Below are 25888 nucleotides of genomic sequence, written 5' to 3'. Positions count from 1 at the left end.
TTACTGAATAATTATGACATCGGCCTCGCTTTTACGCAAGCAAAGCTGATAACCAGCAACACGAATAGCCATCGGATCGCCCAGCGGGGCAAACCGCTCAACCTCTACTACCTCGCCGGGCAAACATCCCATTTCCATCAGTTTTACTGATAAATCAAGATCGGTAAATGCCATAATGGTTCCTTTTTCGCCAATTTTAAGGTTCGAAAGCTTCATGTGCTAAATTTCCCGCAAGTTAACCTTTCTTTAGATTTATTCCAAATAAGCTCGCTATAAATTGAAGTATGCCGGATCGATTACCCGAAGGTGCTTTCTTTTGAACTTTTTCATCGCTTGGCACATTAAACTTACTAGCTGCCCTTAGCTTGTTAAACCACTCTATTTCGGATGGCGTAGCCAAGCGGCAGTCGGAGTTACCGCAGCCGAAATACTCAAAGCTGCCATTTTCGAGGTACTTTGAGTTCATTTTCGGCCTGGCCTCTACATAATCACCCGGCAGGAGGCGCAATGGCATAAAAAAGATATCTCGATGTGGGCCAGGGCACACCACCAGGCTGCCGGATTTTATTGCAGCAGCAATTTCCAAATCTATCATAACAAAATATTTTGGCAACGGTTAATAAATAAACTGAGGTGGGATGGGGCCGCAGGGGCTAATCTTGATCAAAGAGAAACGTAAATGCTCAAGATGCAAAAAAAATCGGTAATTATTGCTTTGTAGACATTAAAATTTTTTAAGACGCTTTTTTCTGTTCTTAATTACCGTATTTAAGGCGTCTACAACCTCATTGTGGTACTTTGAATAAATGCGGGCAAAAGATAACTCAGCGTTTTTTGCGCTAATGCCCAGCATCTCGGCTACCAAAAGCCAATCGCCCCTTCGCTTTGCGTCTAAAAGCCTCTTCAAAGATTCCAAATAAATTTGCTCGTCGGTGCTATCAATTGTTGCATTGATATGCGTAGCAGACTTAGCAGCTGTTTTTTTTTCATTGCTTACCATATAAATTCTATATTTGTTCTATACAAGCACAATATAATAGATTATTGTCTATTTACCAAATATTCTAAGAGATTAATTTCTATCGTTCAAAAAATGGGGGCAACACAAAGAGTTTTAGAGTACCTGGGTTCAATTGGAATGAGTAAATACGAGTTCTACAAGAAAACCGGCCTTTCTAACGGCTTCTTAGATAAGGGCAGCAACATTGGGAGCGATAAGTGCCAGAAGATCAGTGAAGTTTTTCCGGGCTTGAACATTGCTTGGCTTATTACAGGAAAGGGCCAGCCAAGGACGCTTTATCCGGTTGATGAAACGCTGCACATAGCTAATGAGCCGGAGCGACCGCGTTATAGAAGTTTAAAAGAGAAGCTGGCAGAAGATAAACGAATACCGTTGTATAATTTTAACGTTTCGGAGGGCCTTACCCAGCTATTCCACGAGCCGAAGGTTGTAAGTTACATCGAAATTCCAAACTTACCAAAGTGTGATGGTGCAATTACCGTGGCTGGCGATAGTATGTATCCGATTGTTAAGGCTGGAGATATTGTTGTTTACAAGCGTGTAAATGATCTGGAGACTGGGATTATTTTCGGCGAAATGTATGTTGTAAGTGTTTCAATCGATGATCAGTTGCATACGCTGGTTAGGTTTATCAAAAAATCGGATATTAAAAACCATATCCAACTGGTAGGTTATAACAACCTGGATGCTGCAATGGATGTACCTTTAAATGTTGTTGAAGCGGTTGTAATGGTCAAGGCAAACATTAGCTATACTACCATGTCATAACAGCGCTTTCGGCTGCTAAAAGTTAATTGCGCTGCCTTCCGCCACCAAAACTGCCGCCGTTTCTTCTTCCCCGCCCGCCATCCTCGTTACCCCTTATTCTGTTTTTTCCACCCATTCGGTTCAACGAGTAGGTAAAGGAGAACATAAAATAGCGTTTAAGTACGTTGTAGCCTACATCTTGTATGGTATTGTTGTTCGCCGTGCGGCTTATGCCCTGGTTCTCATTCAGCAAATCGTTTACCGAAGCCTTAAAAGTTCCCTTGTTTTTAAAAAACTGCTTGCTTAAAAATGCATTTACCAAGGTAAAGTGCGTATCAAAAGCCTCGCCCCTGCCGGTGTTTTGGTTATAATCGGCATCTACATTTAGGCGGATATCGCCCGGAAACAGATAGCTCACACTTATATTCGGGCTAAACGTATAATATCGGGTATTAGAGTTGGGCTGCACTGAATAGGTTGCACGGTTAATTGAGCCGCTAACGCCAGCGGTAAGATCGAGTTTTTCGAGATTTGAAACTAACCGGTACCCATTGCGTATAGACCAGCTGTTGGTAATATTTTTTAGTGAATTGGTGAAGTTTACATCGCGATCGTAGTTGCCGCTTACATTGATATGAAAGTTAAGCTTGTTTTCATCCATTATTGGTAAGCTGAGCGATGATGAAAGGCTGCCGGAGTAAACGCCATTAACATTAACAGGCAAAATGGCCAGCTTGCCTTGGTCTGGCCCGGTTTGGATCAAGCTGCTGCTGTTGGCAATTCGGTTAGAGGTTTGCGTTAAATTGAGGTTTACAAAAAGCGATCGGTTTTTGCCAACGGTAAAGGTGTTAAAGGCTACCCGTAAGGTATTGTTAAATTCGGGCTTCAGATCGGGATTACCAACCGGGATGCTTTGGGTATTTGTATTATTGGGGATAGGCTGTAACTGTTGTATACTTGGCTGGGTGGTGCTTCCACGGTAATTAAAAACCAGGCGCTTACTTTTGCTAAAATTATACCTGAACATGGCCGATGGCGTATAATTGAAAACGTTTTGCTTTAACACATATCCCCGGCTGATGTTGTTGTTAGTTCTATCGGTATTTTGAACGGCCATGCCCAAATTCCAGTTGTATTTTTGCGCATTTTTATTGAAACTGAAACCTGCAGAGTTGGTTAAGATGGTATTTTCGTACGCGTTGCTATAAGTGGCATCGAGCAAATCGTATTGTAACGTGGCGGGGTTGTAATTGTAGGTAAACCGATCGGAGGTATTGTGGTTGTAGGCGTTTTGATAGTTAAACTCGAGGCTCAAGGTTTTACTTAACGGCTCTGTATACACCAGCCGGGTGCTTTGGCTTAGCGATTCGCTTTCCTGATCGTTAAACTGGTTAGTTAGCTTTGGGGTTACCACGCCCCCGCTGTCTGTACGGCCCTCTGAGTTATTGTTATAATTAGCTGCATCGTTATTATTAAGGTTTGTATTGAGGTTTAAAGACAAGGTTCGGCCCCGGCGCATAAATTTTTTGCGCAGTAAGATGTTGTTACTAATGGACGGTGCCGTGCTGCGATTGCTTAGCGCCTGCGTTCCATTAATCATGTACCGTTTATAATCGCGGCTGTAGTTGCTGTTGTTTAAGCTTTTGTTATCGGTGTAGCTGATGTTGGGTTGTATGCGCAACGAGGTTAGGGAATCGAGCTTGGTATCGACCATAAAGCTGAGCCTGTGGTTTAACCTATCGGATGTATTGACCTGGTTATTGTTAAAAACGGTTGTTACATCGCCCAGCAGGTTTTGTGTAACGCTATTCCTTAAGATCAGGTTGTCTGATTTGTTAACAAAATAACTGAGGTTGATTTCGGTTTCATCCGCATATTCATCAGAAAAGTTAAAGCCCCCCGCTTTGGTGTCGGTAATTCCGCCGCGGCCACCGTTGTTGCCTCCGTTTCCACCGCCTAAACCTCCGCCAAAGTTCTGCTTGTTTACATTGTTAAACTGGGCAACAACGCTCAGTCGTTTATCCTGGTTAAAACGATTCACATTGGCGTTTACATCGTACCTGTTGTTTGAGCCATAGCCAGCGGTTGAATTACCGAAGTAGCCGTTCTTTTTATCTTTTCGGGTGGTAATGTTAATAATCTTCGTTCTGGAGCCATCGTCGATGCCCGTAAATTGTGCCTGATCCGATAGTTCATCGATAATCTGAATTTTATCGATCATATCCGCGGGCAAATTCCTGGTGGCCAGCAACGGGTCGTTACCAAAAAATTCTTTTCCATCAACTCTAACTTTCGTTATGGTTTCGCCCTGTGCCTTTACCGTGCCCGCCTTATCAACCTCAACACCGGGCAGCTTTTTAAGTAAATCTTCAACTACGGCGTTTTCTATTACCTTAAAAGAGCTGGCATTAAATTCGAGTGTATCTTTTTTAACAACAATTGGCGGCACTTCTGCTTTAATTTCGACGGTTTCGAGATCAATTGCGCCGCCCTCTAAAATGATATCGCCAATGTTAATGTCGCTTTTATCCGCTGTAATGGCAAAATCTTTTGTACTGTTTTTAAGCCCTAAAAAAGCGGCATATAGCCGATAAGCCCCGGGCTTTAATCCTTTATACGCAAATTTGCCATCTTCGGTGGTGCTCATTGCGCCCACGGTGGTAGAATCGCTCAAATTTTTGATGGCAACAGAAGCAAAATCCAACGGCTTTTTATCTTTCGACTGGATGATCCGCCCACTAACCGAACCGGTTTTTTGTGCATAAACGAAAGTTGACGATAACAAAAGCAGCAGCGTAAAAATTCTCTTCATTTGGTTAGTTTTCCTGATTCTATTTTAAGACCTAACTTGGGGTTAAAGGTTTATTGAAGCCAAAGTAACAAATGAAATACATAACTGTCATTTGTACATTTATAAGGGCTGGTGCTTTTGGATAAGATTGCGTTGACTCGCGATGCCGGACTAATTTAATACGTTGTTTACGAGGGGGCGTCATCCTCAGAGGTCAGTTTTTAAAAAAAAACAAGAAGTTGGGATAAGGTTTTTACGCTGTCATCCTGAGCAACGAAGGATCCCCAAGCGATGAAACGCAGAACTCCAACAACCCACTACCAAAAGAGGGCCGGTGAGCGGGCGGGGATGGTGAGATGTAGGTTAAAGAAGCTTCCCCGAGAAATCGGGACAGGCTGTTCCTCAGCATGACAAATCCCGTGCTGTTATTGGTAGCTTGATTGGGGATCTTAATGCGCAAAAAATTGGTGCCTTGCAATAGGATTCCCACCTGCGTGGGAATGACGAATGGGCGAAAGGATGAAAAGCAAGGCGAATCAGATAGCATCAAGTTAATTTGGTAGAGAAAATTTTAAAAAAAAGCCCGCATTTTAACGGGCCTTTTTCATTAAGCTTTTACATTCTGTTGCGTCTTCCGCCGCCGCCCGTGCTAGGCATTTGCACGTCGCCACCCATCGTCCTTCCGCCTATGCGGGTAAGCGAGTAGGTAAACGCTAACATGTAATACCGTTTAAGCACATTATAGTTTACATCCGATATTGAGGTGCCTGTAGTTGTTCTGCTTATGCCTGTATTCTGGTTCAATGCATCGTTAACCAAGAACTTAAACGTTGCTCTGTTTTTAAAAAACTGGCGGCTTAAGTAAGGATTGATCAAAGTGTATTCCCTGTTATACAAATCACCTCCGCCAAAGTTGCGGTAGTACTCAACCGTTGTTGCAATTCTGAAATTACCGGGCAACACATAACTTACATCGAAGTTGGGGTTAATGGTATAATAGGTTGTATTTGCCGATGGTTGTGCCGAGTAAACGGAGTGATTGTAGCTTCCGGTGATGCCGCCTGTTAAATCAAATTTATCAACATTGGTAACCAATTTATAACCGTTAGAGATAGTGTATGAATTGGTAATGTTTTTAACCAGCCCTGCAGTTGCACTGGATGTAATCAAGTTTACATCTCTGTTGTACGATGCATCGGCCGATATGTTAAGGGTCAATTTGCGCTCGGCCATGAGTGGCAAAGATAAAGTTGCCCCTCCGCTACCAGCGTAAACGCCATCTACGTTTACGTAACTCACCTGTTGTATACCATTTTCGAGCGGCACATTGGCCCGGCCAATGCTGTTGAAAGTTTGGGTAAGGTTTAACCTTGCAAAAAAGAAGCGACCGCTTTCGATGTCGAAATTATTGTAGTTCACTCTTAATGAGTTATTAAACGATGGCTTTAAAGTTGGGTTACCCACAAAGATTGTCTGCGTGTTGGTATTATCCGGAATCGGCTGAATCTGATCGATTGTTGGCTGCGATGTTGATCCGCGATAATTGATAAATAAACGCTTGCGGTTGCTAAAGTTATATCTGAACTGGGCCGACGGCGTTATGTTGATAAAGTTTTGCGTGCGTACCAAACCTGTAGTTAAATTGGTGTTTACACGGTTGGTTTGTTGCGCTGCAATACCAATGTTCCAGTTGTATTTCTTTTCGGTTGTAGTAAAACTAAACCCTGCTGCATTCGTCAAGGTGCGGTTATTGTAGGTATTCGTGTATTGCGAATTAACCAAATCGAACTGTAGTGTTGCCGGGTTGAAATCGAAAGTCTGACGTTCAGAATCGCTGTTCGAATAACCGTTCTGGTAGTTAAACTCAACGCTGAGTGTTTTATTTAACGGCTCGGTATAAACCAGGCGGGCAGTATTATTTATCGAATTGCTGTTGGTAAGGTTGTTTTGATTGGTTAAACTGTCGGTGGTTGCGCCATTCCGCGTAATTTGATCTAACCTGTAGTTTAAGGCAGTTGCGTCGTTATCGTTTATAGATGTGTTTACGTTTAACGAGAGCGTACGGCCGCGGCGCTTGAAGCTTTTACGAACCAATAAGTTGTTGCTAAACGATGGCGTTGCTGAGTTGTTGTTATAACGCTGCAATCCGTTTGTTAACGAGGTAACATAATCGCGGTTGTAAGTGGTTGTGCTATTGGCATCGGTTTCGGTGTAAGAAACGTTTGGCTGTATCTTGATGGATAGCGAAGGGTCGATCTTGGTATCAACCATAAAGTTAAAACGGTGGTTTGTTCGCTCGGTTGTGCTGTTTAAGTTCTCGTTTATATTTGTTGTAATGCCACCGAACAAATTTTGTGTGTTTGAGTTTTGAAGCAATTTCGCAGTAGCATCGTTAAAGAAATAACTTGCCTGAAACTGCGTTCCGTCTTTATAAGTATCTGCAAAGTTTAAACCCGCTGCATTGGTGGTGGTAATGCCAGGCGAACTTGAACCACCGCCGCCACCTCCGCCTCCGCGACGGCCACCGAAGCTGCCACCGCCAAAGCCGTTTCCTACGCCGCCGCCCTGACCAAAGTTTTGTTTGTTGATGTTGTTAAATTGTCCTACAAAGCTCAATTGCTGGTCTTCGTCGAACTTGTTAACGTTTAAGTTGGCATCATAACGATCGTTGGAGCCATAGCCTACGGTACTGTTGCCGAAGTAACCGTGCTTCATTCCCGATTTGGTGGTAATGTTCAATATCTTGTTGCGGGTTCCATCGTCGATTCCGGTAAACTGTGCCTGTTCCGAAAGTTCATCAATCACCTGAATCTTATCTACCATATCGGCGGGCAGGTTTTTGGTGGCCAATAAGGGGTCGTTCCCGAAAAACTCTTTTCCATCTACCTTAACCTTAGTAATGGTTTCTCCCTGGGCCTTTACGCTTCCGTCTTTTGCAACTTCTACGCCCGGTAGCTTTTGCAATAAATCTTCAACAACTGCATTTTCACGCACTTTTATTGATTTAGCATCAAACTCAATCGTGTCTTTTTTAACTACGATGGGGATGCTGGCAGTTACATCTACCGTGCTTAAATCTACACCATCATCGGCCAGCGCAATTTCGCCGGCGTTTACGGCTGCCTTTGCCACCTCAACATCTTTAGTTGCCGTTTTAAGCCCCAAAAATGCCGCATACACACGGTATCGGCCGGGGGCGATGGCCTTGAAGCTAAAAGACCCATCGGGGTTAGTTTGGCCCGAGGCCACAACGGTAGAATCTTTTAAATTGCGTATGGCAACGGTAGCGAAATCTACAGGCTGCTTATCTTTTGCGTTAATTACCTTTCCGCTTATCGATCCAGAATTTTGTGCATGGGCAATGTACCCGCAAAATATAAGGACAACTAAAATTGCCTTTTGAACGTTCTTTTTCATTAAAAAAATTTAGATATTCTATTACAAAACTATGCTATCAGACTAAGGAAAGGCGGAAAGGTTTGTTAAGACTTGTTAAAAGCTTGGTAACATTTTAAATACAGCACAATTTTAATCATAGAAGATTAAACTTTCGAGACTAATATTCTGACAATGAGACTGTAATAACAGGGTTAAGATTTGTCTGAACCGATTTTCAATTTCTTAAGCAATACGTTTTTGCTGGAAATGAGCGGTTCTGTGTTGATGAGGAGAACAGCCCTGGCTCAGAAGGCGTGGGTGCGCTTGGCTTATCGTTGCCCGGGATAGCTTTTGTAATACACTTTTGGGCAATTACAGCTTTTTTTGAAAATACTGCAACTTGCTAGCATAGAAATAATGAGCAGGCCGATTAAACTAATTTTTACTTTCATCGAAATTCAATTTATGGAGCAAAACGTAACTAAAAACAGCCATTAATGCGCCAGTCATATCGCAGGTAAAGTCCCACCATTCGGCAGACCTATAAACGAAAACCTTCCATTGTAACAACTCTATTATCCCACCGATTATTGCGTTGATGAGTAAAATTTTAAAAATGGTTAATGTTCTGAAAGCGAAATTATGCTGATACTTTATTTTGCCATAAAAGAGCAGGGTCGATAAAACAAAGAAAAAGCCCAAATGAGCCATTTTATCAAATCCCTCGAAGAAAAAACCACCTTCGGAAGTGGATTGGGGCATTTTTATATTGCAAAGCACCAAAACGATGATGGTCCAAAGAATAGCCCACTTTTGATGTTTTAGTGCTTTGTACAAAATATCTTAAAATTAAGCGCCAACCAATTCTTTATAAGCATCTGCAGAAAGCAAACCTTCTACTTCAGCTAAATCGCTCAAGGTAACTTTTACCATCCATCCTTGTCCATAAGGATCAGAATTTACCAACTCAGGATTATCGTTTAGTTCAGCGTTGATTTCTAATACGGTACCAGTTACCGGCATGTATAAATCAGATACTGTTTTTACGGCTTCAACCGTTCCGAAAACTTCTTCTTTGGTCACTTCCGAACCTACTGAGTTAATGTCTACATAAACGATATCGCCCAATTCGCGTTGTGCAAAATCCGTAATACCGATAAAAGCTTCATTACCTTCAACTTTAACCCATTCGTGGTCTTTAGTGTATTTTAATTCTGATGGAAAATTCATTTGTTATAAATTAGTTTGCCAAAGTTAACGAGGATTTTCGAGATATAACAATGTTAACGTTATTTTGCTTAGTTAAATATCATCGGTTATCGATATGATGGGGTGTTGAAGGGTTTTCCTCCGTTTCCGTCATTTCGAGCGCAGCCGAGAAATCTATCCGCCAGGCACTGCTGGCTTTAGATTGGAACAGTTAACTAACAGATATATCAACCGATGAAAGAATCGGTTATTGATATGACGGGTTGTAGAACTGTATGTACTCATATCGTCGTACCGAGACGCTACGACGAGGTAGTGCGAAACTCACTCCATTGTCCGTCATTTCGAGCGTAGCCGAGAAATCTGTCTGCCAAGCACTGCTTCCTTTAGATTGGAACAGTTAACTAACAAATAGCTCAACCGATGAAAAAATCGGTTATTGATATGACGGGTTGTAGAACTGTATGTACTCATATCGTCGTAGCGAGACGCTACGACGAAGTAGTTTGTGCTTTTAAACCTAATTCAATGTAAACCTTAAGCTAAATCCAAAATTACTGAACGATGTATTAAACGTTTGCGAGGTGTACGGTTTGGTAATGTTCGAATCGTAAAACAATTTGATATTAAACTTCTGGTTCAACACATAATCTACACTCGGGCGTAATGTAATGTTCTTGGCACCCGATGATACTTCGGCCTCGGTGATATCGGCACGGTAAATCACCGTTTTGTTATCGCGAACGGCAACATCGAGCTTAAAATCCATATTGTTATCCATTTTTAAACTCTTAAACAAGCCAAAAGGAAAACGGAACTTATTGGTTCGGTAGCCCAAGCCAAGTACCATGTTATTTTCTGATAATTGTGCGAGTTGACTATTTGACAGGCTCAAGCCCAGCAACCGCGATCTGTTTAACTCAAAAGATGCCGTTAAGTTATTTTTAAACCGTGTATCGATACCAACCAGCGGCGCAAAATACTCTGAAATGGTTACCTGTGCAAATTGATACTCGGGTAAAAAGTTGTTGTTTACATCACGAGTGCTCGAAAAGCCTCCAACTTCCTGGTACCTCAATAATGAATTGAAACCATTGATGTTATATGAAGAACGGTACCCATGTCTGATATCGACCGATGAAAACTTATCGGCAATGAAAGGGATTCGGGTTAAACCACTATAAGTTAGGTTCCAGTTTGGCAGCGGTATTTTCGGAAACGCATTCATGCGTGTCTTATTCGCATCCTTGCCCGAATAAGCGGCCATAAATGCCGAAATCAACACATCCTGACTCTCTTTGCTATAGCCATCGGCATACCCATCGGTAACACCACTCGAGTTAGGATTTTGTGCACCCAATCTTCTCGAAATAATTATCCGGTTAGCCATAAACTGATTAAACAAAGTCGAGATCACGTTGGCATTCTTCTCCTTAAAGGCTGTTCCCAGCGCGATATAAGAAACGCTGTAATCGCCTGTGGTAATGGCGCTTAAATTCTCAAATGAAGAAGTACTTTCCAAATACCTAAAGTTGCTGGAGAAATTGCGGGTTTGTACCTTGTTGGCTCTTAAGGTAATTCTAAAATCCTTAAACGGTTCCAGTTGGCCAGTCATTTGCAAATCCTCCCTCAAGGTATTTACATACAACTGCGTTTGCAGTGTATCGCTGGTTAGCCAGCCTCCGGCGAGTGCCCGTTGCCTAATGTCTTGCTGGCTACCGAAAACAAAGCCCAGGCCCGGTGCGCCCGTTACATCATCAATCCCAAAGTATTGCGTTGTTGGCAAGTAGCCCGGCAAAAAGATTCCCTTAGTTTGCACATAATTTCCGCTTACATTTTTTAAACTGGTTAACAGGTTCACAAAAAAGTTCGTCACTTTTCCTCCGGTATCGCCGCTGCCCGCCTTCCGTACAAATCCAAACTTGTTGTACAGCGTAGAAAGGGTTAAGGTTGGGTTAACCTGAATGGTTCTACTGTTTTGCACCGTGTTGCCAAGGTTAATATTTGGATCGCGGAGGGTAGAAAGCGGCTCAGTTTGCCAGTTAAAGTTTGTTCCGTAACGCGTGGTAACCTTTACCCAGTTAAAGCCTGGTATTTTATCAATAGGCAGGTTGTAGGTTACGTTTAAGTTGTGGTTGTAATCGGTTGTACGCCCTAAACGCTTAAGGCTCTCCCAAACGGTATCACGCTTTAAGCCGTTAATCCGGCCATCTGGCTCATCAATAATAGAATAGTTTGTGGCATTAAAATCGAGCTGAAGCGATCGGGTCAGGTTCCAGGCAATACCATAAATTCTGCTCATGGTAAAGTTCTTATTAAAGGTGGTACCGTACCCATTCTGATAAACGCCTAAAGTGTTGGTAGGGTCGTTATTTCTTAATGTGTTTTCAGAATATAATCGATCTACATCAATTCTAAAATTAATGGCACTTGGGAAAATACTAAAATTAAAATCTCTCAACAGCGCCAGCATATTCGATTTAATGATCTTTTCGAAAGGAGCAATTGTTTTGGCCTCTCTGGAATAACTGTACTGTAACGATGCTCTATAGGTATTTTGAATGCTGCTTTGATTAATAAAATCGCGGTGGTTATACTGGGTATAGGCATAGCTGGCGGCAAAGTTTTCGATATCCCAAAGCTGAGCCGGCTTGCTGTTGTTGGTGCGTTCTTTTCTAACGTTTGTAAAGTTGATGCCTCTGCGCACAGTATAATCCTGAGCGAAGTTCAAAATCGAATCTTTCTCGGCCCTACTCGCCTGCTCTAATGCATTCTTCAGCTCAATATCTGGCGTACGTGGGTTATATTGCGGCGTTGATACCTGCTTAGAGTAATTAACAAACATCGGGATTTTAACACCCGACTTTTGCGGAAGAAACTTGCCAAGCTCTACTGCTGATGATACATCGAGCAAGGTGTTATCTGCCCGATTCCGCTCGCTCACTTTCGAATCGATAGAACCAAAGCCAATGGTCGATTTGCTCCCCGAAATGTTCACATCGGCAAAATCGGCAAGCTTTAGGTTCAACCTGCCTGTAGCTGCCCAACCGCCCTTTTCGTCAAATTCAGTTAATCGCAACTCATTAAACCATACCAGTGCATTCTTATCGAAGCCATCGTCAGCTCCGCCAACGCTTAAATTTCTAAGCGGGTTCTTAATTCCGAGCATGTACACCCGCACCTTGCTCATGTCTGGCTGGCCCTTAACTACAATAGTTCGCGTTCCATCGGTATAGGTAAAGGGAATATTAATTGGCCACGGTTGTCCGTTGGCTAACCGGGCCGAATTACGGGCAAGCTTTGCATTCTGGAAAAGGGTAAGATCGACATCCATCCTGTTGGCTTCGGGCCAAATCGCATCCGGATCGCTGGTACCAGGAGGGGTAATCTGCAAAGGCATTACATACTCATAGTAGTTATCGATGTTATCGGTCCCGATCCTTAAAAATGCGGCAACATCATTATTGTTCAAAATCTGATTATTTACAGCTTCGGCGTGAACAAACATTTCCAAATGCTTGTACGATCTGAAATCACTGTACGAAGTTTTAAATGCAGCCCGGCCATAACCGTCTCTCAAATCTTTAACGGTTACCGAAAGCGATTGCTCGTTTAAGCGGGTATCGCCACGGTAGTTGCTATAATCGCGTTCGCGGATAATACCCGGAGGCGTAACATACGGAATTGGCGATCGCTTTCCGTTTTCTTCGATATTTACAGTTGAAACCTCAATGCTCGAATTGTCGGGGGTTAATGCCGGCAACGATGGCTCTACAATCACTTGTGCTGCTTCGTTTGATGAGTTGAACGGACGCCATTCGCCACGAATCAATTGCAATTTTGCAAAACGCAACACCGCGGTATCAGCAAAATTGGTCATAAACATCCTGAAAAAACGGATGGACTTGAAATCTTGTATGCCGCCAACTTTTTGTTGGTAGTCGCCGATTGGAATCCGAAACTGATACCAGGTTGCGGCCTGCGTGTTGCCATTGGCCAGTTTTACCTGCGAAGTAACCTTATCGGTAATAAAGTTCTGCCCAACAACCAAATCTCCGGGGCGCATAGACACCTTATATTGGAAATATTGATCGCTTTGCGTCATGTTGTTATCGCGGTTGATATCTTCACCATCGGGAAGCGAGGTAGATGCAGAATTCTCTAACCCTAACTCTTCTTGCGATTGTTGTGATGTTTTCGAGTTGCCCTCGGTGCCATTGTATTTTTCGTAACGCTTTAATATTCCGGCATTGATCTGATCTAATGCAGGCCCTCTAAAATAGGCATAGTTATCTGACGACGGATCGGCATCGAGCGAGGCAGATGCGGTTGCGTTCAATTGCGATTTAATTTGGTTGATTGAAGCGGCAAACTTGGCACGCTCACCGGCATCCGATAAACCATCTAAACCAACATCCTGTGCCTTACGGGCATCAACATTGGTATCAAAAGCCTGTACAACGGGTTGTAGCTTTGGCACCCTACCCCAACTGGTTTCGTCGTATTTCGAAGGATCGTCAGTAGCCGGCAAACCATTCTCCAACGATTTTCTGCCGTCCTTTAAGATATCTTCGGAAATATTGCCCAGGTTAAAATACATATCTCCACCGGTAGCATTTGGCTTATAAATAAACGGATCTAACACCCAAAACTCAATAAAACCGATGTTTAAAGCCTCGAAATCGTTGGTCTCAATTTTACGTTGGAAACCGCCCCAATTGTTCTGTGGCTGCAACAAACTACCATCGGGCCTAAACCCGGTAGTTTTAAAGTTATATGGTCCCCGCACTGTGGGGTAGTAGGCAACATCTAAAGTGGTAATGTTTAACGCCTGCCCCGTAGCGGTTTGCTTAAACGGAAAAACTTCTTGTTCAATTACCTGCCTAACATAATGGTTAGAAAGCTCGTTTCGGTTGTTGCGGATATTTGATGGCGTTGTAGATGCGGATGAATTATAAAAAGTAGGATCGATGTTGTAAAAAGCTATCCTTGCACGGTTGTAACCATAGGCGAGATCATCAACAAGCTGCGATTCTTGGAATAATTGCGGCGTACCCGATAACTGCCAGGCAACGGCACTCTTTAAATCGATTACCGATCTCGATGCCTCGAAATCGTCGAGATAACTTACTCCGTTTTTGCTCCCTGCAAAATTTAACGCCCGCGGGTGGCCGGGAATCAGTTGCGCAAACTCGCCATAAAAGGTAACACTTGAGGGGGCTTTGGTAGATATAAATGGAATTTTATCGACCATTTTGGTTAAAAAACGAGAAGGCGAACTGTAATTGATATCACCACCCAAAATGGTATTAGAAATGGGTTCTTCGCCAATATTTACCTTTTGTGTTAAAGGCTTTTCGGTAAGGTTCATTACCGTTGCCCCAAGGTTTAACTTGTTGTTTACCCGATAATCTAAACGGGTACCAAAAAGCGATCGTTGTTGCAAACCAAAAAGTTCGTTGTTTTCGGTTGTGATTCTGATGGGCTGACCAGAAATTAAAAGCGCCTGATTGATGACGCTTACTCTACCGCCCTGATAATCGACCGTAAAATCGACACCCTCGGTTAACGGCATGGTACCGGCAAATACTTTTACCGACCCTTCGGGAACGTTAAAGGTGCCCAAATTAAACTCCGAAGAAATATCCGATTGATAGTTAACCTTGATCAGATATCGGTTTTGATTTTGAAAAAGCTGCTTTGCGATGGTTTGTGTTGAATCGTAAAGTGCCGTAAACGCATATTTATCAATTAACGATTGTTCGCCGGGGGCAAATCTGGCAGCTAAGTCTTTACCAAAAGGCTCAATGATCGGGAAAATAATTCTGCCGTTTGCGGGGTCGATGGTAATATATCCGGTGTTGGTGTTGGTAATGAGCGTAGCCACACCCGCAGCATTGGTACCGAAAAGATTGTTGGTGTTAGCGTTGCTGGCTGTAGAGTACGAGCCAAAGGCATTGTTGGCCGCAATAAAATCGAAAATACCATCAGGTTTCCGTTCATTTTGCTGATTTAACCTGTCAAACTCCGTCAAGGCAATCCATTGTCGGTTTGCCGTGTTCTGGCCTTCGGTCATGATGGGACTTTCAACCCCGGTTTGATTGTCGATACGATAAATATCCAGCTTAAAATTCTGGCTGCTGATTTGGTAGCCACCAATGGAATAGATGTTTTTCATCATCAAATCCCAGATTGGCAAACTGATATTGTTCGTTTCGTTCTTTAATAATTTGGTGTATAAAACTTTCGGATTTGCCGCATCGAAAGGGATATCAGTTGAGAATTCACCCACTTGGTATTCAACGCCATTATAGGTATATCGGTAAGCAACGGTTAGGGCTTCATCGGCATTTAACGGGTTGTTTAGGGAGATATAACCTAATTGCGGCTGAAAAGTAAACTCTCGATCAGTAAGTTTTCTGGCGTAAGTTAACTTGGCATAGTTATCGGTAGTTCCGCTTCCCTGAAAGAACGAAATAACGTCGTTTGAGTTTGTAAAGCGTGCCCCGGCAGGTAAGGCTGCTAACAAATTATTCGACTGCTGTGGGAAACCAGTTGCAGTTGTTCCTGCTGGCAAGCCCGATGTTCCGCCTGTAAACAAGGTTGTATTGTAAGGCTGGTTCTCGCCCAGATCCATAAAACCCAAAACATCACGCGAATCGTTCGTGTTCCCCGCTTTGTTGGTTATCCACACCTCTATTTTGGTAATTTGAATTGGAGAGGTGATAATCGGCGCATTGGCCAAATACTTATTGTAGTTATTTCTGAAAAACTGCGATAAGAAATAGTGTTTGTTGGCCTCGTAACTATCGGCGCTAACGGTTGTTGTATTTTGCTGTGCACCGTTGGTTATATTCAGCTCCCGCGATTCGGACTTTTGCTGTGTATAAACACTGGTTACGTTTAACCGCCCAAACTTTAATTGCGTTTTAATACCAAAAAGCGCCTGCGTTCCGGTAATTAACGAGGTGTTTAAAGGCATGCTTACATTACCAGCCTCTATTTTTTGGATAATATCGTCAGCACCACCAGTGTAATCAAGCTTAATCTGATTTTCGAAATCGAACTGCGCCTCGGTATTGTAATTGCTCTTAATTTTTAGCTTGGTACCGATGTTGCCCACCAAATCCATTTGAATTCGTTGATTGAAATCGAAATTGGTCTGTACCCTTTGCCGTTCGTTAAAAAGCGGGTTTTCGTTTTTATTTATTCGGCCCAGAAAAGTGAGCTCTGCCTCTCCGCGTGGTTGAATATCGATTACCGAGCCACCAAATAATTTCTCGAATGCCCTGCTGTTCACCTTAATTTGAGGGATAATGCCTGTATTGCGGTAATCGCTCACCTCAGAGTTTGAAATGCTTCGCCAGTTATCTCGCTTAATTTCGCTGTTTAGCAGGCGTTGGTACTGATCAATTGTGAGGTATTGCGTTTGCAGCACGTACTTATCGCCAATAAGCTCCTTCACTACATAACGCTTATTTTTGGCATCGTACTCTACAATTCTTTTTAAATTACTCGGCGATGGATTAAAAGGCGTCGGCGGCGCTCCCAAACCCAGGCGTTCCTTTTCTTGCAAGCCAAATTTATTTTTGGCCGCAGCGGTATCTGTTTTGCCCGGAACAACTTGTGAGAAAGCGTTTTGGAAAGCAAATAAGAAAACAGAAATGAGGAATAGGTGTGTAAAAATTCTCTTCAAATGCGTTGTTATCTATAATTTTTTTAAAGCTTGTTTAATTAGTTGCTCCACCGAAAGTGTTCCTTCTGTTACTTTTAAAATCTGATCGATGGTTTTTTCGGCTGTTTGTTTGGCGAATCCGAGCATTACTAATGCAGATAACGCTTCATCTTTAACTGTATTGTGTTGAGGCATAGAAATTAATGAATCTGCGCCTTCTTTTTTAAGCTTATCTTGCAACTCCAAAACCAAACGCTGGGCGGTTTTTGCCCCCAGGCCCTTAATACGCTGTATAAGTGGCAAATCGGCAGTCACAATCGCGGTTTGTATTTCAACGGGGGTAATGGATGACAGGATCATTCTGCCGGTGTTTGGCCCAATGCCTGATACAGATATCAGGTGTAAAAATAAACGGCGTTCGCCCTCATCAGCGAAGCCGTATAATGTATGTGCATCCTCTTTTACGTGCAGCCAGGTGTACAATTTACACTTTTCTCCCTCGGCTAACGCGCTGTAGGTATTTAATGAGATGTTGATGTGGTAGCCTACACCTCCGGCCTCAATTACAACATAAGCTGGATTTTTGAACGTTAATCTACCGTCAATATAGGCGTACATATTTTAAATTACGATTTTAGAATTACGATTTTAGATTGAAACCCACTGTCAACAGATCAATCCTTAAGGTTTATTTCTTAGTTGTTTTTCCAAATATACCTTTTCGCTTTGATGTTTCAATTTCTTGTTTGGCCTGAACATCAACAACGGCAATGGTTACCATGTTTACGATCTCCCTTACGGAGCTTCCTAACTGAACAATATGAACAGGTTTATTTAGCCCTAAAAGGATCGGACCAACGGCCTCGGCACCGCCCAGTTCTTGCAGGAGTTTGTATGAAATGTTGCCCGATTCGAGATTTGGGAACACCAAAGTGTTCGCTGGTTCATCGGCCAGCGTGCTGAAAGGGAAATTATCTTTCAACAATTCGTTATTAATGGCAAAGTTTCCCTGCATTTCACCATCAACTATCACTTCTGGGTGATCTCTGTGCAATAACTTAACCGTCTGCCTAACTTTTTCGGGGGTTACGCCATCGTTCGAGCCAAAGTTTGAGTAAGACAGTAGCGCAATGCGTGGCTTAATGTTAAATTGCTTAACAGATTTATCGAGCAGTAGCGTAATATCAACCAGTTCTTCGGCAGTTGGATCTACGTTTACAGTAGTATCGCCGAAAAATACCGGGCCTTTTTTGGTCATCATCAAATACATGCCCGCAACACGTTTTACACCCGGCTCTACGCCTATTACCTGCAAGGCCGGCTTAATTACGGCGGTATAATTTTTGGTAAGTCCTGAAATCATGGCATCGGCGTCGCCAAATTCTACCATCGATGCACCATAATAATTACGGTCGCGTATCAGCTTTGTGGCTTCTCTCATTGACGACACGCCCTTACGTTGGCGCTTTTTAAACAACGCTTCGGTGTATTGAAGGGCCTTGGGGGTATTTTCTGTCTGATCGATAATTTCGACCCCGCTTAGCTCAAGTGCGTGTGCATCAATAATTTCCTGTATCTTTTCTCTATTACCTAATAAAATAGGAATAGCAATGTTATCATCTTTAACGATTTGCGCCGCCTTTAAAATTTTATAGTTATCGGCTTCTGCAAATACCACACGTTTGGGATCCATTTTGGCCTTGGTGGTAACGGCACGCATAATGGCATCGTCAAGCCCTAACCGCTTTCTTAATTCTTCGTTGTAAGCATCCCAATTGGTGATAATTTTGCGTGCCACACCGCTCGCAATAGCGGCTTTTGCCACTGCTGTTGACACTTCGGTAATTAACCTGAAATCGACCGGTTTTGGAATGATATAATCTTTGCCAAATTTCAGGTTTCTGGCATTGTAGGCGAGGTTAACAGCTTCGGGAACAGATTTTTTAGCTAATTCTGCGATGGCTTTTACCGCAGCAATTTTCATTTCTTCGTTAATCGTTGTCGCACGAACATCTAACGCTCCACGAAAAATGTAAGGGAAACCCAGTACATTGTTTACCTGGTTTGGATAATCGGAACGGCCGGTTGCCATAATAATATCCTTACGGGTTTTAATGGCCAAATCGTACGAAATTTCGGGGTTTGGATTCGCCATAGCGAAAACGATAGGGTTTTTAGCCATGCCCAAGAGCATGTCGGCAGAGATTACGTTTGCGGCCGAAAGACCAATAAACACATCTGCGCCTTTCATAGCTTCGCCGATATTAGCAATGTCTTTTCGGGTTGTGGCAAAGCTCATTCTAATGCTGTCGAGGTCTGTTCTGTTTACATCAATTAAGCCATTGATATCAAACATTACCAGGTTTTCTTGCTTCACCCCTAACGAAAGGTACATTTTTGAGCAAGAAACGGCGGCGGCGCCAGCACCACTTACCACAACCTTAATTTTATCGATTTTCTTTTTCTGTAATTCGCAGGCATTTAACAGTGCGGCGCCCGAAATAATCGCGGTTCCGTGCTGATCATCGTGCATTACGGGGATGTTCATTTCCTCTTTTAAGCGTCTCTCGATCTCGAAACACTCAGGCGCCTTAATGTCTTCGAGGTTAATTCCACCGAAGGTAGGCTCTAACGCTTTTACGATTTTTACAAAGTCATCTACATTTTCGGTATCCAACTCTAAATCGAAAACGTCGATATCAGAAAAGATCTTGAATAACAACCCCTTGCCCTCCATTACTGGTTTGCCCGCCTCGGGACCAATGTTCCCAAGACCTAAAACGGCTGTTCCGTTACTAATTACAGCTACTAAATTACCTTTGGCGGTATATTTGTAAACATCTTCTTTGTTGTTTGCTATTTTTAAACAGGGCTCGGCCACTCCAGGTGAGTAGGCCAGGGTTAAATCCCGTTGCGATGTTGTAGGTTTGGTTGGTACTACTTGTATTTTTCCCGGACGACCTTGTGAATGGTAGTCCAATGCATCTTGTTTTCTATTTGTATTACTCATTAAGTAACTTATTAGTGACGGTGCAAAGGTACAATTCTTTTTATGAGGCTTAAAATAAAAAAGGTATTGGAGAAAGTTAAGGGAATTGTTTTGGGATTATTGCAAAAATGAATAGACTGAATGGTTGGGGAAAGATTTGACAGTTTGGAGTTGGTTGTTTGTTTTTTAGGTAAACCCCACCTCGTCGTAGCGTCTCGCTACGACTATTTGATTTTCCATCCGTTCAATTTAAACCCGGCCCATTACCGGATCGGTGAAGCTTTCTTTTCCGGTTTCAATCCGCCCGGCATATCGTTGCGAGAACAAACTGTTTGCACTGCTTTTTAGCTCAAAATCGTACCAGCCGTAGCTTGCCTTTAAATTTAAAATAAAGGCTTCTTCAGCTTTTGCCGCGATTGATTTACGCAAATTGTTCGTTTTATAACCGATGTCAGTCAATTCAAGATCTACCGGATTTGAGCTTTCGTTTTTTATTACCAGTTTGATGTTTCCTGTTGGTGCTTTTGTTAAGCGATTCAGCTCATGCTCGGCCGAGATCGTAATGAAAGGATCATTGGCGGTTCCGATAAATTCACGATAAAAGCCATTTGGCCCGTTCAATCGCAAGTGATATTTGCCGCCCTCGAAAGCACTTAACGGCCAGAAATAGTCGAGCTCATCATTCGGTTTGACGGCGAACGACCAATTTCGGCACATATCTTCTTTGCTATCATCCTTAAATTTTACCGGAACATAAACCGTAAATGGGGCGCCCGCAGCACTTTTGCCGAATAGCTGGTTTTTGGCAGCCATTTTAATCTGAAAGTGCTGCTTGCTCTGGTCTAACGAACCCGATCCCATAAGTTGGTACGGCAAGGCGCAGGCTTTTCTGATCCCTTTCTCTTGCTGAGACATCAGGCTTGCGAAATCATTTGTGGAAACAACTTGTTTTATTTCTTCACTTGATAGCGGTTTAGCTATTTTCGGCTGCTCCTTAAATTGGGCATTGAAAATGGTTTCTACAAAGGCATCGCGGTTAAGAAACGGCAGCTTTTCAGTTTCTGCATCGAATGGGGTAAATGCTGAAGTCAGGTTGCCACAAATCGCCCGGCGCCATTGGCTGATGTTATCCAACCGGATATTTTTATTGTATTTTTTGTTTACAAACTCCTCTAAAAACTGAAGTGTAGAGGTGTGATCAAAAACCTGCGAGTTTACTTTACCGCCTCTGCTCCAAGGCGATGCAATTAACATCGGCACCCTAAAGCCTAGCCCAATCGGGGCTTCGCGTGCCCCTTTTTCGGGTACGCCTTGTTTAAGTTCATTTGCCAAACGAACATGCTCAATTTCGGTATCGATGCCTTTTGACACCTTTCCGGTTTCGGGTTTGTTGTTATCTGGAATAGAGAACGGCGGCACGTGATCGTAATACCCGTCGTTTTCATCGTAAGTTACAATAAATATGGTTTTCTTCCACACTTCGGGATTTTTGGTTAAAATGTCCATTACTTCCGAAATGTACCACGCTCCGTACCATGGCGCACTTGGGTGATCGGAGAAGTTTTGCGGCCCCGCCAACCACGAAACCGTTGGCAGTTTACCCATGTTCACATCTTGCCTGAACTGGTAAAGCACATCACCTTTTGGTACAGTAACCTCGCGTTCTTTCGCACCGTCGTTATATTTTATAGTGGAGATACTTCGATAATCAGGATCATTTTTATTGACTACAAAAGCACGGTAAAACAAGCTCTTCTGTTCATCGCTTAGCTTAGCGAAGTTTTCGCTGTTCCACTTTTTCAGTTCAGCTGTAGCATCGTCCAGCGCTTTGGTTTTATTTTTAAGGTCGTTTTGAATCTTTTTTGCCGCTACATCACTTGAGGGACTGGCTTCTTCTAATTTATTTATTTCTCCGGGCAAGGTTTCAACCAACTTTTGAAGGTTCTCTACATACTTGTCTTTATACTTGATGTTGTAGGCCTTAAAAAACTCTAACAAATTACAGCCGAAGTTCGAGAGCCACGATCTTTCTTCACCTTTAAATCCACCTCCGCAGCTGGTTTCGTTCTGATAAAAATTCCAGCTGATTTTGTTTTCTTCCAAAAGTTCAGGAAAAGTTTTCCAGGGGTGTTTACCATACGCAAAATCGTCGTTTCTGATATTGGCTTTTGGAATCCCATCTTCATCGTGGGTAATTTTGCCAGTCCAAAAAAACGATCGGTTTGGTGTTGTACTGGTCATAGCCGAGCAAAAATTCTGATCGCAAATGGTAAAAGCGTCTGCCAGTGCATAGTTAAAAGAAAGATCTTCGCGAACGTAATGCCCCAAGGTTAAAGGCATTTGTGCATAATTTTTATTACCCGATTTCTTCGCTATAAGCCATTTATCGTATTTGCCTTCATTGTAGGCATCAACCTGGCTGGCCCTTGAGTGCGGCAACGAGCCCATCCAGGTTACCTTGGTATCTTTAATATTTAGCCTGAAAGGAGCGTATGTATTTCCAACCGCATCAGTTTGAAACCAAACCGGCTTATTGTCTGGCAAGGTTACCGCCCTTGGGTCATTAAAGCCGCGAACACCTTGTAAACTACCAAATGCATGATCGAACGACCGGTTTTCCTGCATTAAGATTACGATGTGCTCGGCATCGAGAAAAGTACTTCCGGGCACCGGGTCTATTGCCAATGCCTTTTGAATTGACGATGGCATAACGCTTGCCAAGCCTGTAGCACCAGAAAGCAGTAAAGATTTGCGGAGAAATTCTCTTCGGGTATCCATGTTTTGTTAGAATGATTCGAAGCAAATTAAATCTATTTTAACACATTTTGAATGAAGTGAAAGTTAATAATCTGTAAATCGATAACAATGTTACAGTTTGGAAGTGCGCTGGTGACTTACCCTCGTCCTACCCTCGTCGTAGCGTCTCGCTACGACATATATTAAATTAATGGAACAGTGAGGAGCCCCTTTGCATATGGACAACAGTGCGAGTTTCTGTATTCAAAGAGGGGAGTGGATGAATAATTTGATAGGCACAAGCGAGCCGCTTGCGCCAGATGATGCTTCAAAGATTTCTCCGCTACGCTACAATCGAAAAGACGACCTGCTTAGATGCAGCTTGCCGACGGCCTTAGCCCTTACTAATTTTGAGGACCATACCCGGTTGCAACGCCGCCTTATTTAATCCGTTATCCTTTTTAATGCTTTGAACGGTTGCTCCGTCAAACTTTTCGGCAATGCCCGAAAGCGTATCGCCGATCTTCACTTTGTAACTTAAAAATGAAGTTGGCGCTTTTAACGTGGCCTGCTTTTTGGCAAAAATTTTCAGTTTCTGCCCGGGAACAATGGTTTTACTTTTTAGGCGGTTCCACACACGTAAATCCTGAACCTCTACGCCGTATTTATTCGCCACCGAGGTCAGGTTTTGTCCAGAGGCAACCTTATGATAGACCACCGCAACTGCGGGCGGAGTTGTTAACTTTTGCTTGCGTAAATCACGCACATCGTCGGTGCTCGCCTGAACAACTTTCATATCTACATCAAGCTCCGAGTTGTAAAGCACATCGTAAATACCCGCAAAGTCTGCATCCCGCAACTTGGGCATCACAATCCTTTTAGGCTCTTCATCGGTTCCGTTTACAATTTTCTTTTTATACGATGGGTTCAACGCAAACAGCGCTGTTTCATTCACATTTAAGGCCTTGGCCAGCGACGAAAGCGAAACGAACCTGCTAGTTTGAACGGTATCTGTTTTCAGGTATAAATCGCAGGCTTGCGGGGCAATTTGGTGCTTGCCATAATAGTTCATTACATAAACAGCGGCAATAAATGCAGGCACATAGTTTCGGGTTTCCTTTGGCAAAAACTGTCTGATCTCCCAAAAATCGCTGGAACCCGCCTTCGCTATAGCACGTGTTACGTTTCCCTTGCCACAATTGTAGGCTGCAATAGCCAAAAGCCAGTCGCCGAGTTCCTCATAGGCATCTCTAAAATAAGCTGCAGCCGCATAACTGGCCTGAATGGGATCTTTCCGCTCATCAACAAAATTATCCATCTTTAAGCCATAAGCTTTGCCCGTACCAAACATAAACTGCCAAATACCGGTTGCGCCAACCCTCGAAATGGCATGCGGGTTCATTTGCGACTCTACGATGGTAAGGTATTTTATTTCCTGCGGAATATTAAAATCTTTGAGCGCCTTATCAAAAATGGGAAAATAGTAGTTTGATAAGCCCATCATTTTGCCAAACATATCCTTGCGTTTGGCATAGATATCAATGTATTGTTGAACGAACTCGTTGTAAGGCAGGGGAACGGTTTTGGTTATCGAATCGAGCCTGAGCTTGTAGATATAATTTTGGCTCATCATCAACGGATTCTCGTTTACGACAGGAACCGCTGTTGTATCGGTATTGATGAAAATGTTGTTCTGTCCCTTCGGCAGACTATCTAATTTTAAAATTTGCTGCGCAGAAGAAGTGGAGGCGAATCCAAGAAAAGCACAAATAGAGGCAAAAAGTAATTTTTTAATCATGAGCTATTTGGTTTACTATGATTTGTCATTCCGGCAGAATGACAGCAAAATATCTGATCCAATTGCAATAATGACTTACGAACCCGGGCTTTCCGGACTTCGACTAATTTGATAAAAATGCCTGAGAAAAAGCCAGAAGCTTATCTTCCTCAAAATGTTTGGCTATAAATTGAATACTTAACGGTAAATCTTCTGAATTATTGCCCAAAGGCAAAGCTATCGCCGGATTGCCGCTCAATGATGGTAAAACGGTAAAAATATCGGCCATATACATCACCAATGCATCTTGCACATTATCGCCGATTTTAAATGCAGCGGTTGGTGCCACAGGCGATAAGATGAGATCGTAATCTGCAAAAAGTGCATCTACCCTTTCTCTTATCAAGCGGCGCACCTGTTGTGCTTTTTGGTAATAAGCATCGTAGTAACCGGCACTTAATACAAAAGTACCTAGTAAAATGCGCTTTTTGACTTCCTCGCCAAAGCCTTCTGCTCTCGATCGTTTGTAAAGCTCGGTAAGCGATTTCGCCTCGGTATTGCGATGACCGTAATGTACACCATCGTACCGCGAAAGGTTCGAAGATGCTTCTGCAGTAGTGAGGATATAATATGCAGGCACCAGATAATCGAGCAAATCGAATGATACATACTCAACAGTATGCCCATGTGCCTTTAAATCATCTATTGATTTTAATATTGCCGATTTAATTTCGGGATCGAGCGCATCGCTCTCAATCGTTTCTTTTAAAACAGCTATTTTTTGTTTTTTATTTTCACTTAATAAGGTGGGATAATCGGGAACTTCGAGTGGTGAAACGGTTGAATCATTATCATCTGCACCTGCAAGAACCTGTAAAAGCAAGGCAGCATCTTCAACTGAGGCTGTAATCGGGCCTACCTGATCGAAGGATGAGGCATAGGCAATTACGCCATGGCGAGAAATTCTACCGTATGTAGGTTTTAAGCCAATTTGCCCACAAAAAGCAGCTGGTTGCCTAACTGAGCCACCGGTATCGGTACCGAGGGCAGCAAGGCACATATCGGCCTGCACGGCAACTGCCGAGCCGCCAGACGAACCACCGGGAACAAGATCGGGATTAGCGGCATTTTTAGCTGCACCAAAATACGAAGTTTCGTTGGATCCGCCCATAGCAAATTCGTCGCAATTTAGGCGACCAATTATAACAGCATCTTCCTGCAATAATCGCTGCACAACGGTTGATGAATAAGGCGAAACAAAACCATCGAGCATCTTCGATGATGCGGTTACCACATGGTCTTTGTAGCAAATGTTATCCTTAATGCCAATAACCATACCTGCCAGTTTACCTGCGGTACCGTTTTCGATTTTCTGTTGTACCGCTTTGGCCTGAACTTCTGCCGAATAAAAAAACACCTCGTTAAATGCATTGAGGTGTTTGTTATCTTCAATTTGCTTAAGATAATAAGCCAATAAGTCGGGCAGGTTTAAAGCTTTTTGCGAAATGAGCCTTTGTATCTCTTTTAGAGCGCTGTATTTCTTCAAAACTAAAAATATATTGCAA

14 protein-coding genes are annotated in these 25888 nt (G+C 42.9%); 1 reads left to right on the top strand and 13 read right to left on the bottom strand.

The window, feature by feature from the left end:
• The 3 genes from IZT61_RS15090 to IZT61_RS15080 all read right to left on the bottom strand — a co-directional run bounded on the left by IZT61_RS15090 (position 1) and on the right by IZT61_RS15080 (position 1000).
• On the bottom strand, positions 1 to 216 hold the full coding sequence (locus tag IZT61_RS15090) for a FeoA family protein (protein WP_196097879.1): 216 nt from the start codon (positions 214 to 216) through the stop codon (positions 1 to 3).
• 19 nt (positions 217 to 235) lie between these two features.
• Entirely contained in the window at positions 236 to 595 is a 360-nt protein-coding gene (locus IZT61_RS15085) for a hypothetical protein (protein ID WP_196097877.1), read from the bottom strand.
• Between the two features lie 129 nt (positions 596 to 724).
• Positions 725 to 1000 carry a hypothetical protein gene (locus tag IZT61_RS15080; RefSeq protein WP_196097875.1) on the bottom strand — a complete coding sequence of 92 codons (276 nt, stop codon included), beginning with the start codon at positions 998 to 1000 and terminating at the stop codon, positions 725 to 727.
• Between the two features lie 138 nt (positions 1001 to 1138).
• On the opposite strand from IZT61_RS15080, the gene IZT61_RS15075 reads away from it, so the two are divergent.
• Complete coding sequence (locus IZT61_RS15075) at positions 1139 to 1789, top strand: S24 family peptidase (protein WP_196097873.1); 651 nt, start codon at positions 1139 to 1141, stop codon at positions 1787 to 1789.
• A 22-nt stretch (positions 1790 to 1811) separates the two neighbouring features.
• Here IZT61_RS15075 and IZT61_RS15070 read toward each other — a convergent pair whose 3' ends face one another.
• The 10 genes from IZT61_RS15070 to gatA form a co-directional block, all read right to left on the bottom strand.
• Complete coding sequence (locus IZT61_RS15070) at positions 1812 to 4580, bottom strand: outer membrane beta-barrel family protein (protein ID WP_196097871.1); 2769 nt, start codon at positions 4578 to 4580, stop codon at positions 1812 to 1814.
• A gap of 594 nt (positions 4581 to 5174) precedes the next feature.
• Positions 5175 to 7976, bottom strand: a complete 2802-nt coding sequence (locus tag IZT61_RS15065) for an outer membrane beta-barrel family protein (RefSeq protein WP_196097869.1) — start codon at positions 7974 to 7976, stop codon at positions 5175 to 5177.
• A 396-nt stretch (positions 7977 to 8372) separates the two neighbouring features.
• Positions 8373 to 8774, bottom strand: a complete 402-nt coding sequence (locus IZT61_RS15060; protein WP_196097868.1) for a VanZ family protein — start codon at positions 8772 to 8774, stop codon at positions 8373 to 8375.
• 12 nt (positions 8775 to 8786) lie between these two features.
• Entirely contained in the window at positions 8787 to 9167 is a 381-nt protein-coding gene (gene gcvH / locus IZT61_RS15055; protein ID WP_196097866.1) for a glycine cleavage system protein GcvH, read from the bottom strand.
• Positions 9168 to 9666: 499 nt separating this feature from the next.
• Positions 9667 to 16842 (bottom strand): T9SS outer membrane translocon Sov/SprA, encoded by a 7176-nt coding sequence (sov, locus tag IZT61_RS15050; RefSeq protein ID WP_196097864.1) that lies wholly within the window; start codon positions 16840 to 16842, stop codon positions 9667 to 9669.
• A 12-nt stretch (positions 16843 to 16854) separates the two neighbouring features.
• Positions 16855 to 17439 carry a Holliday junction branch migration protein RuvA gene (gene ruvA / locus IZT61_RS15045; protein WP_196097862.1) on the bottom strand — a complete coding sequence of 195 codons (585 nt, stop codon included), beginning with the start codon at positions 17437 to 17439 and terminating at the stop codon, positions 16855 to 16857.
• A gap of 70 nt (positions 17440 to 17509) precedes the next feature.
• Entirely contained in the window at positions 17510 to 19831 is a 2322-nt protein-coding gene (locus IZT61_RS15040) for an NADP-dependent malic enzyme (RefSeq protein ID WP_196097860.1), read from the bottom strand.
• 228 nt (positions 19832 to 20059) lie between these two features.
• Positions 20060 to 22588 (bottom strand): phosphocholine-specific phospholipase C, encoded by a 2529-nt coding sequence (locus IZT61_RS15035; RefSeq protein ID WP_196097858.1) that lies wholly within the window; start codon positions 22586 to 22588, stop codon positions 20060 to 20062.
• Between the two features lie 352 nt (positions 22589 to 22940).
• Positions 22941 to 24344 (bottom strand): lytic transglycosylase domain-containing protein, encoded by a 1404-nt coding sequence (locus IZT61_RS15030; RefSeq protein WP_196097856.1) that lies wholly within the window; start codon positions 24342 to 24344, stop codon positions 22941 to 22943.
• A 103-nt stretch (positions 24345 to 24447) separates the two neighbouring features.
• Positions 24448 to 25869: an Asp-tRNA(Asn)/Glu-tRNA(Gln) amidotransferase subunit GatA gene (gatA, locus tag IZT61_RS15025; protein WP_196097854.1), complete on the bottom strand. Its 1422-nt coding sequence runs from the start codon at positions 25867 to 25869 to the stop codon at positions 24448 to 24450.
• Positions 25870 to 25888 lie beyond the last annotated feature (19 nt).

Source organism: Pedobacter endophyticus (assembly GCF_015679185.1).
Classification (GTDB): Bacteria; Bacteroidota; Bacteroidia; order Sphingobacteriales; family Sphingobacteriaceae; genus Pedobacter; species Pedobacter endophyticus.
This window is presented reverse-complemented; position numbering and strand designations above follow the sequence as displayed.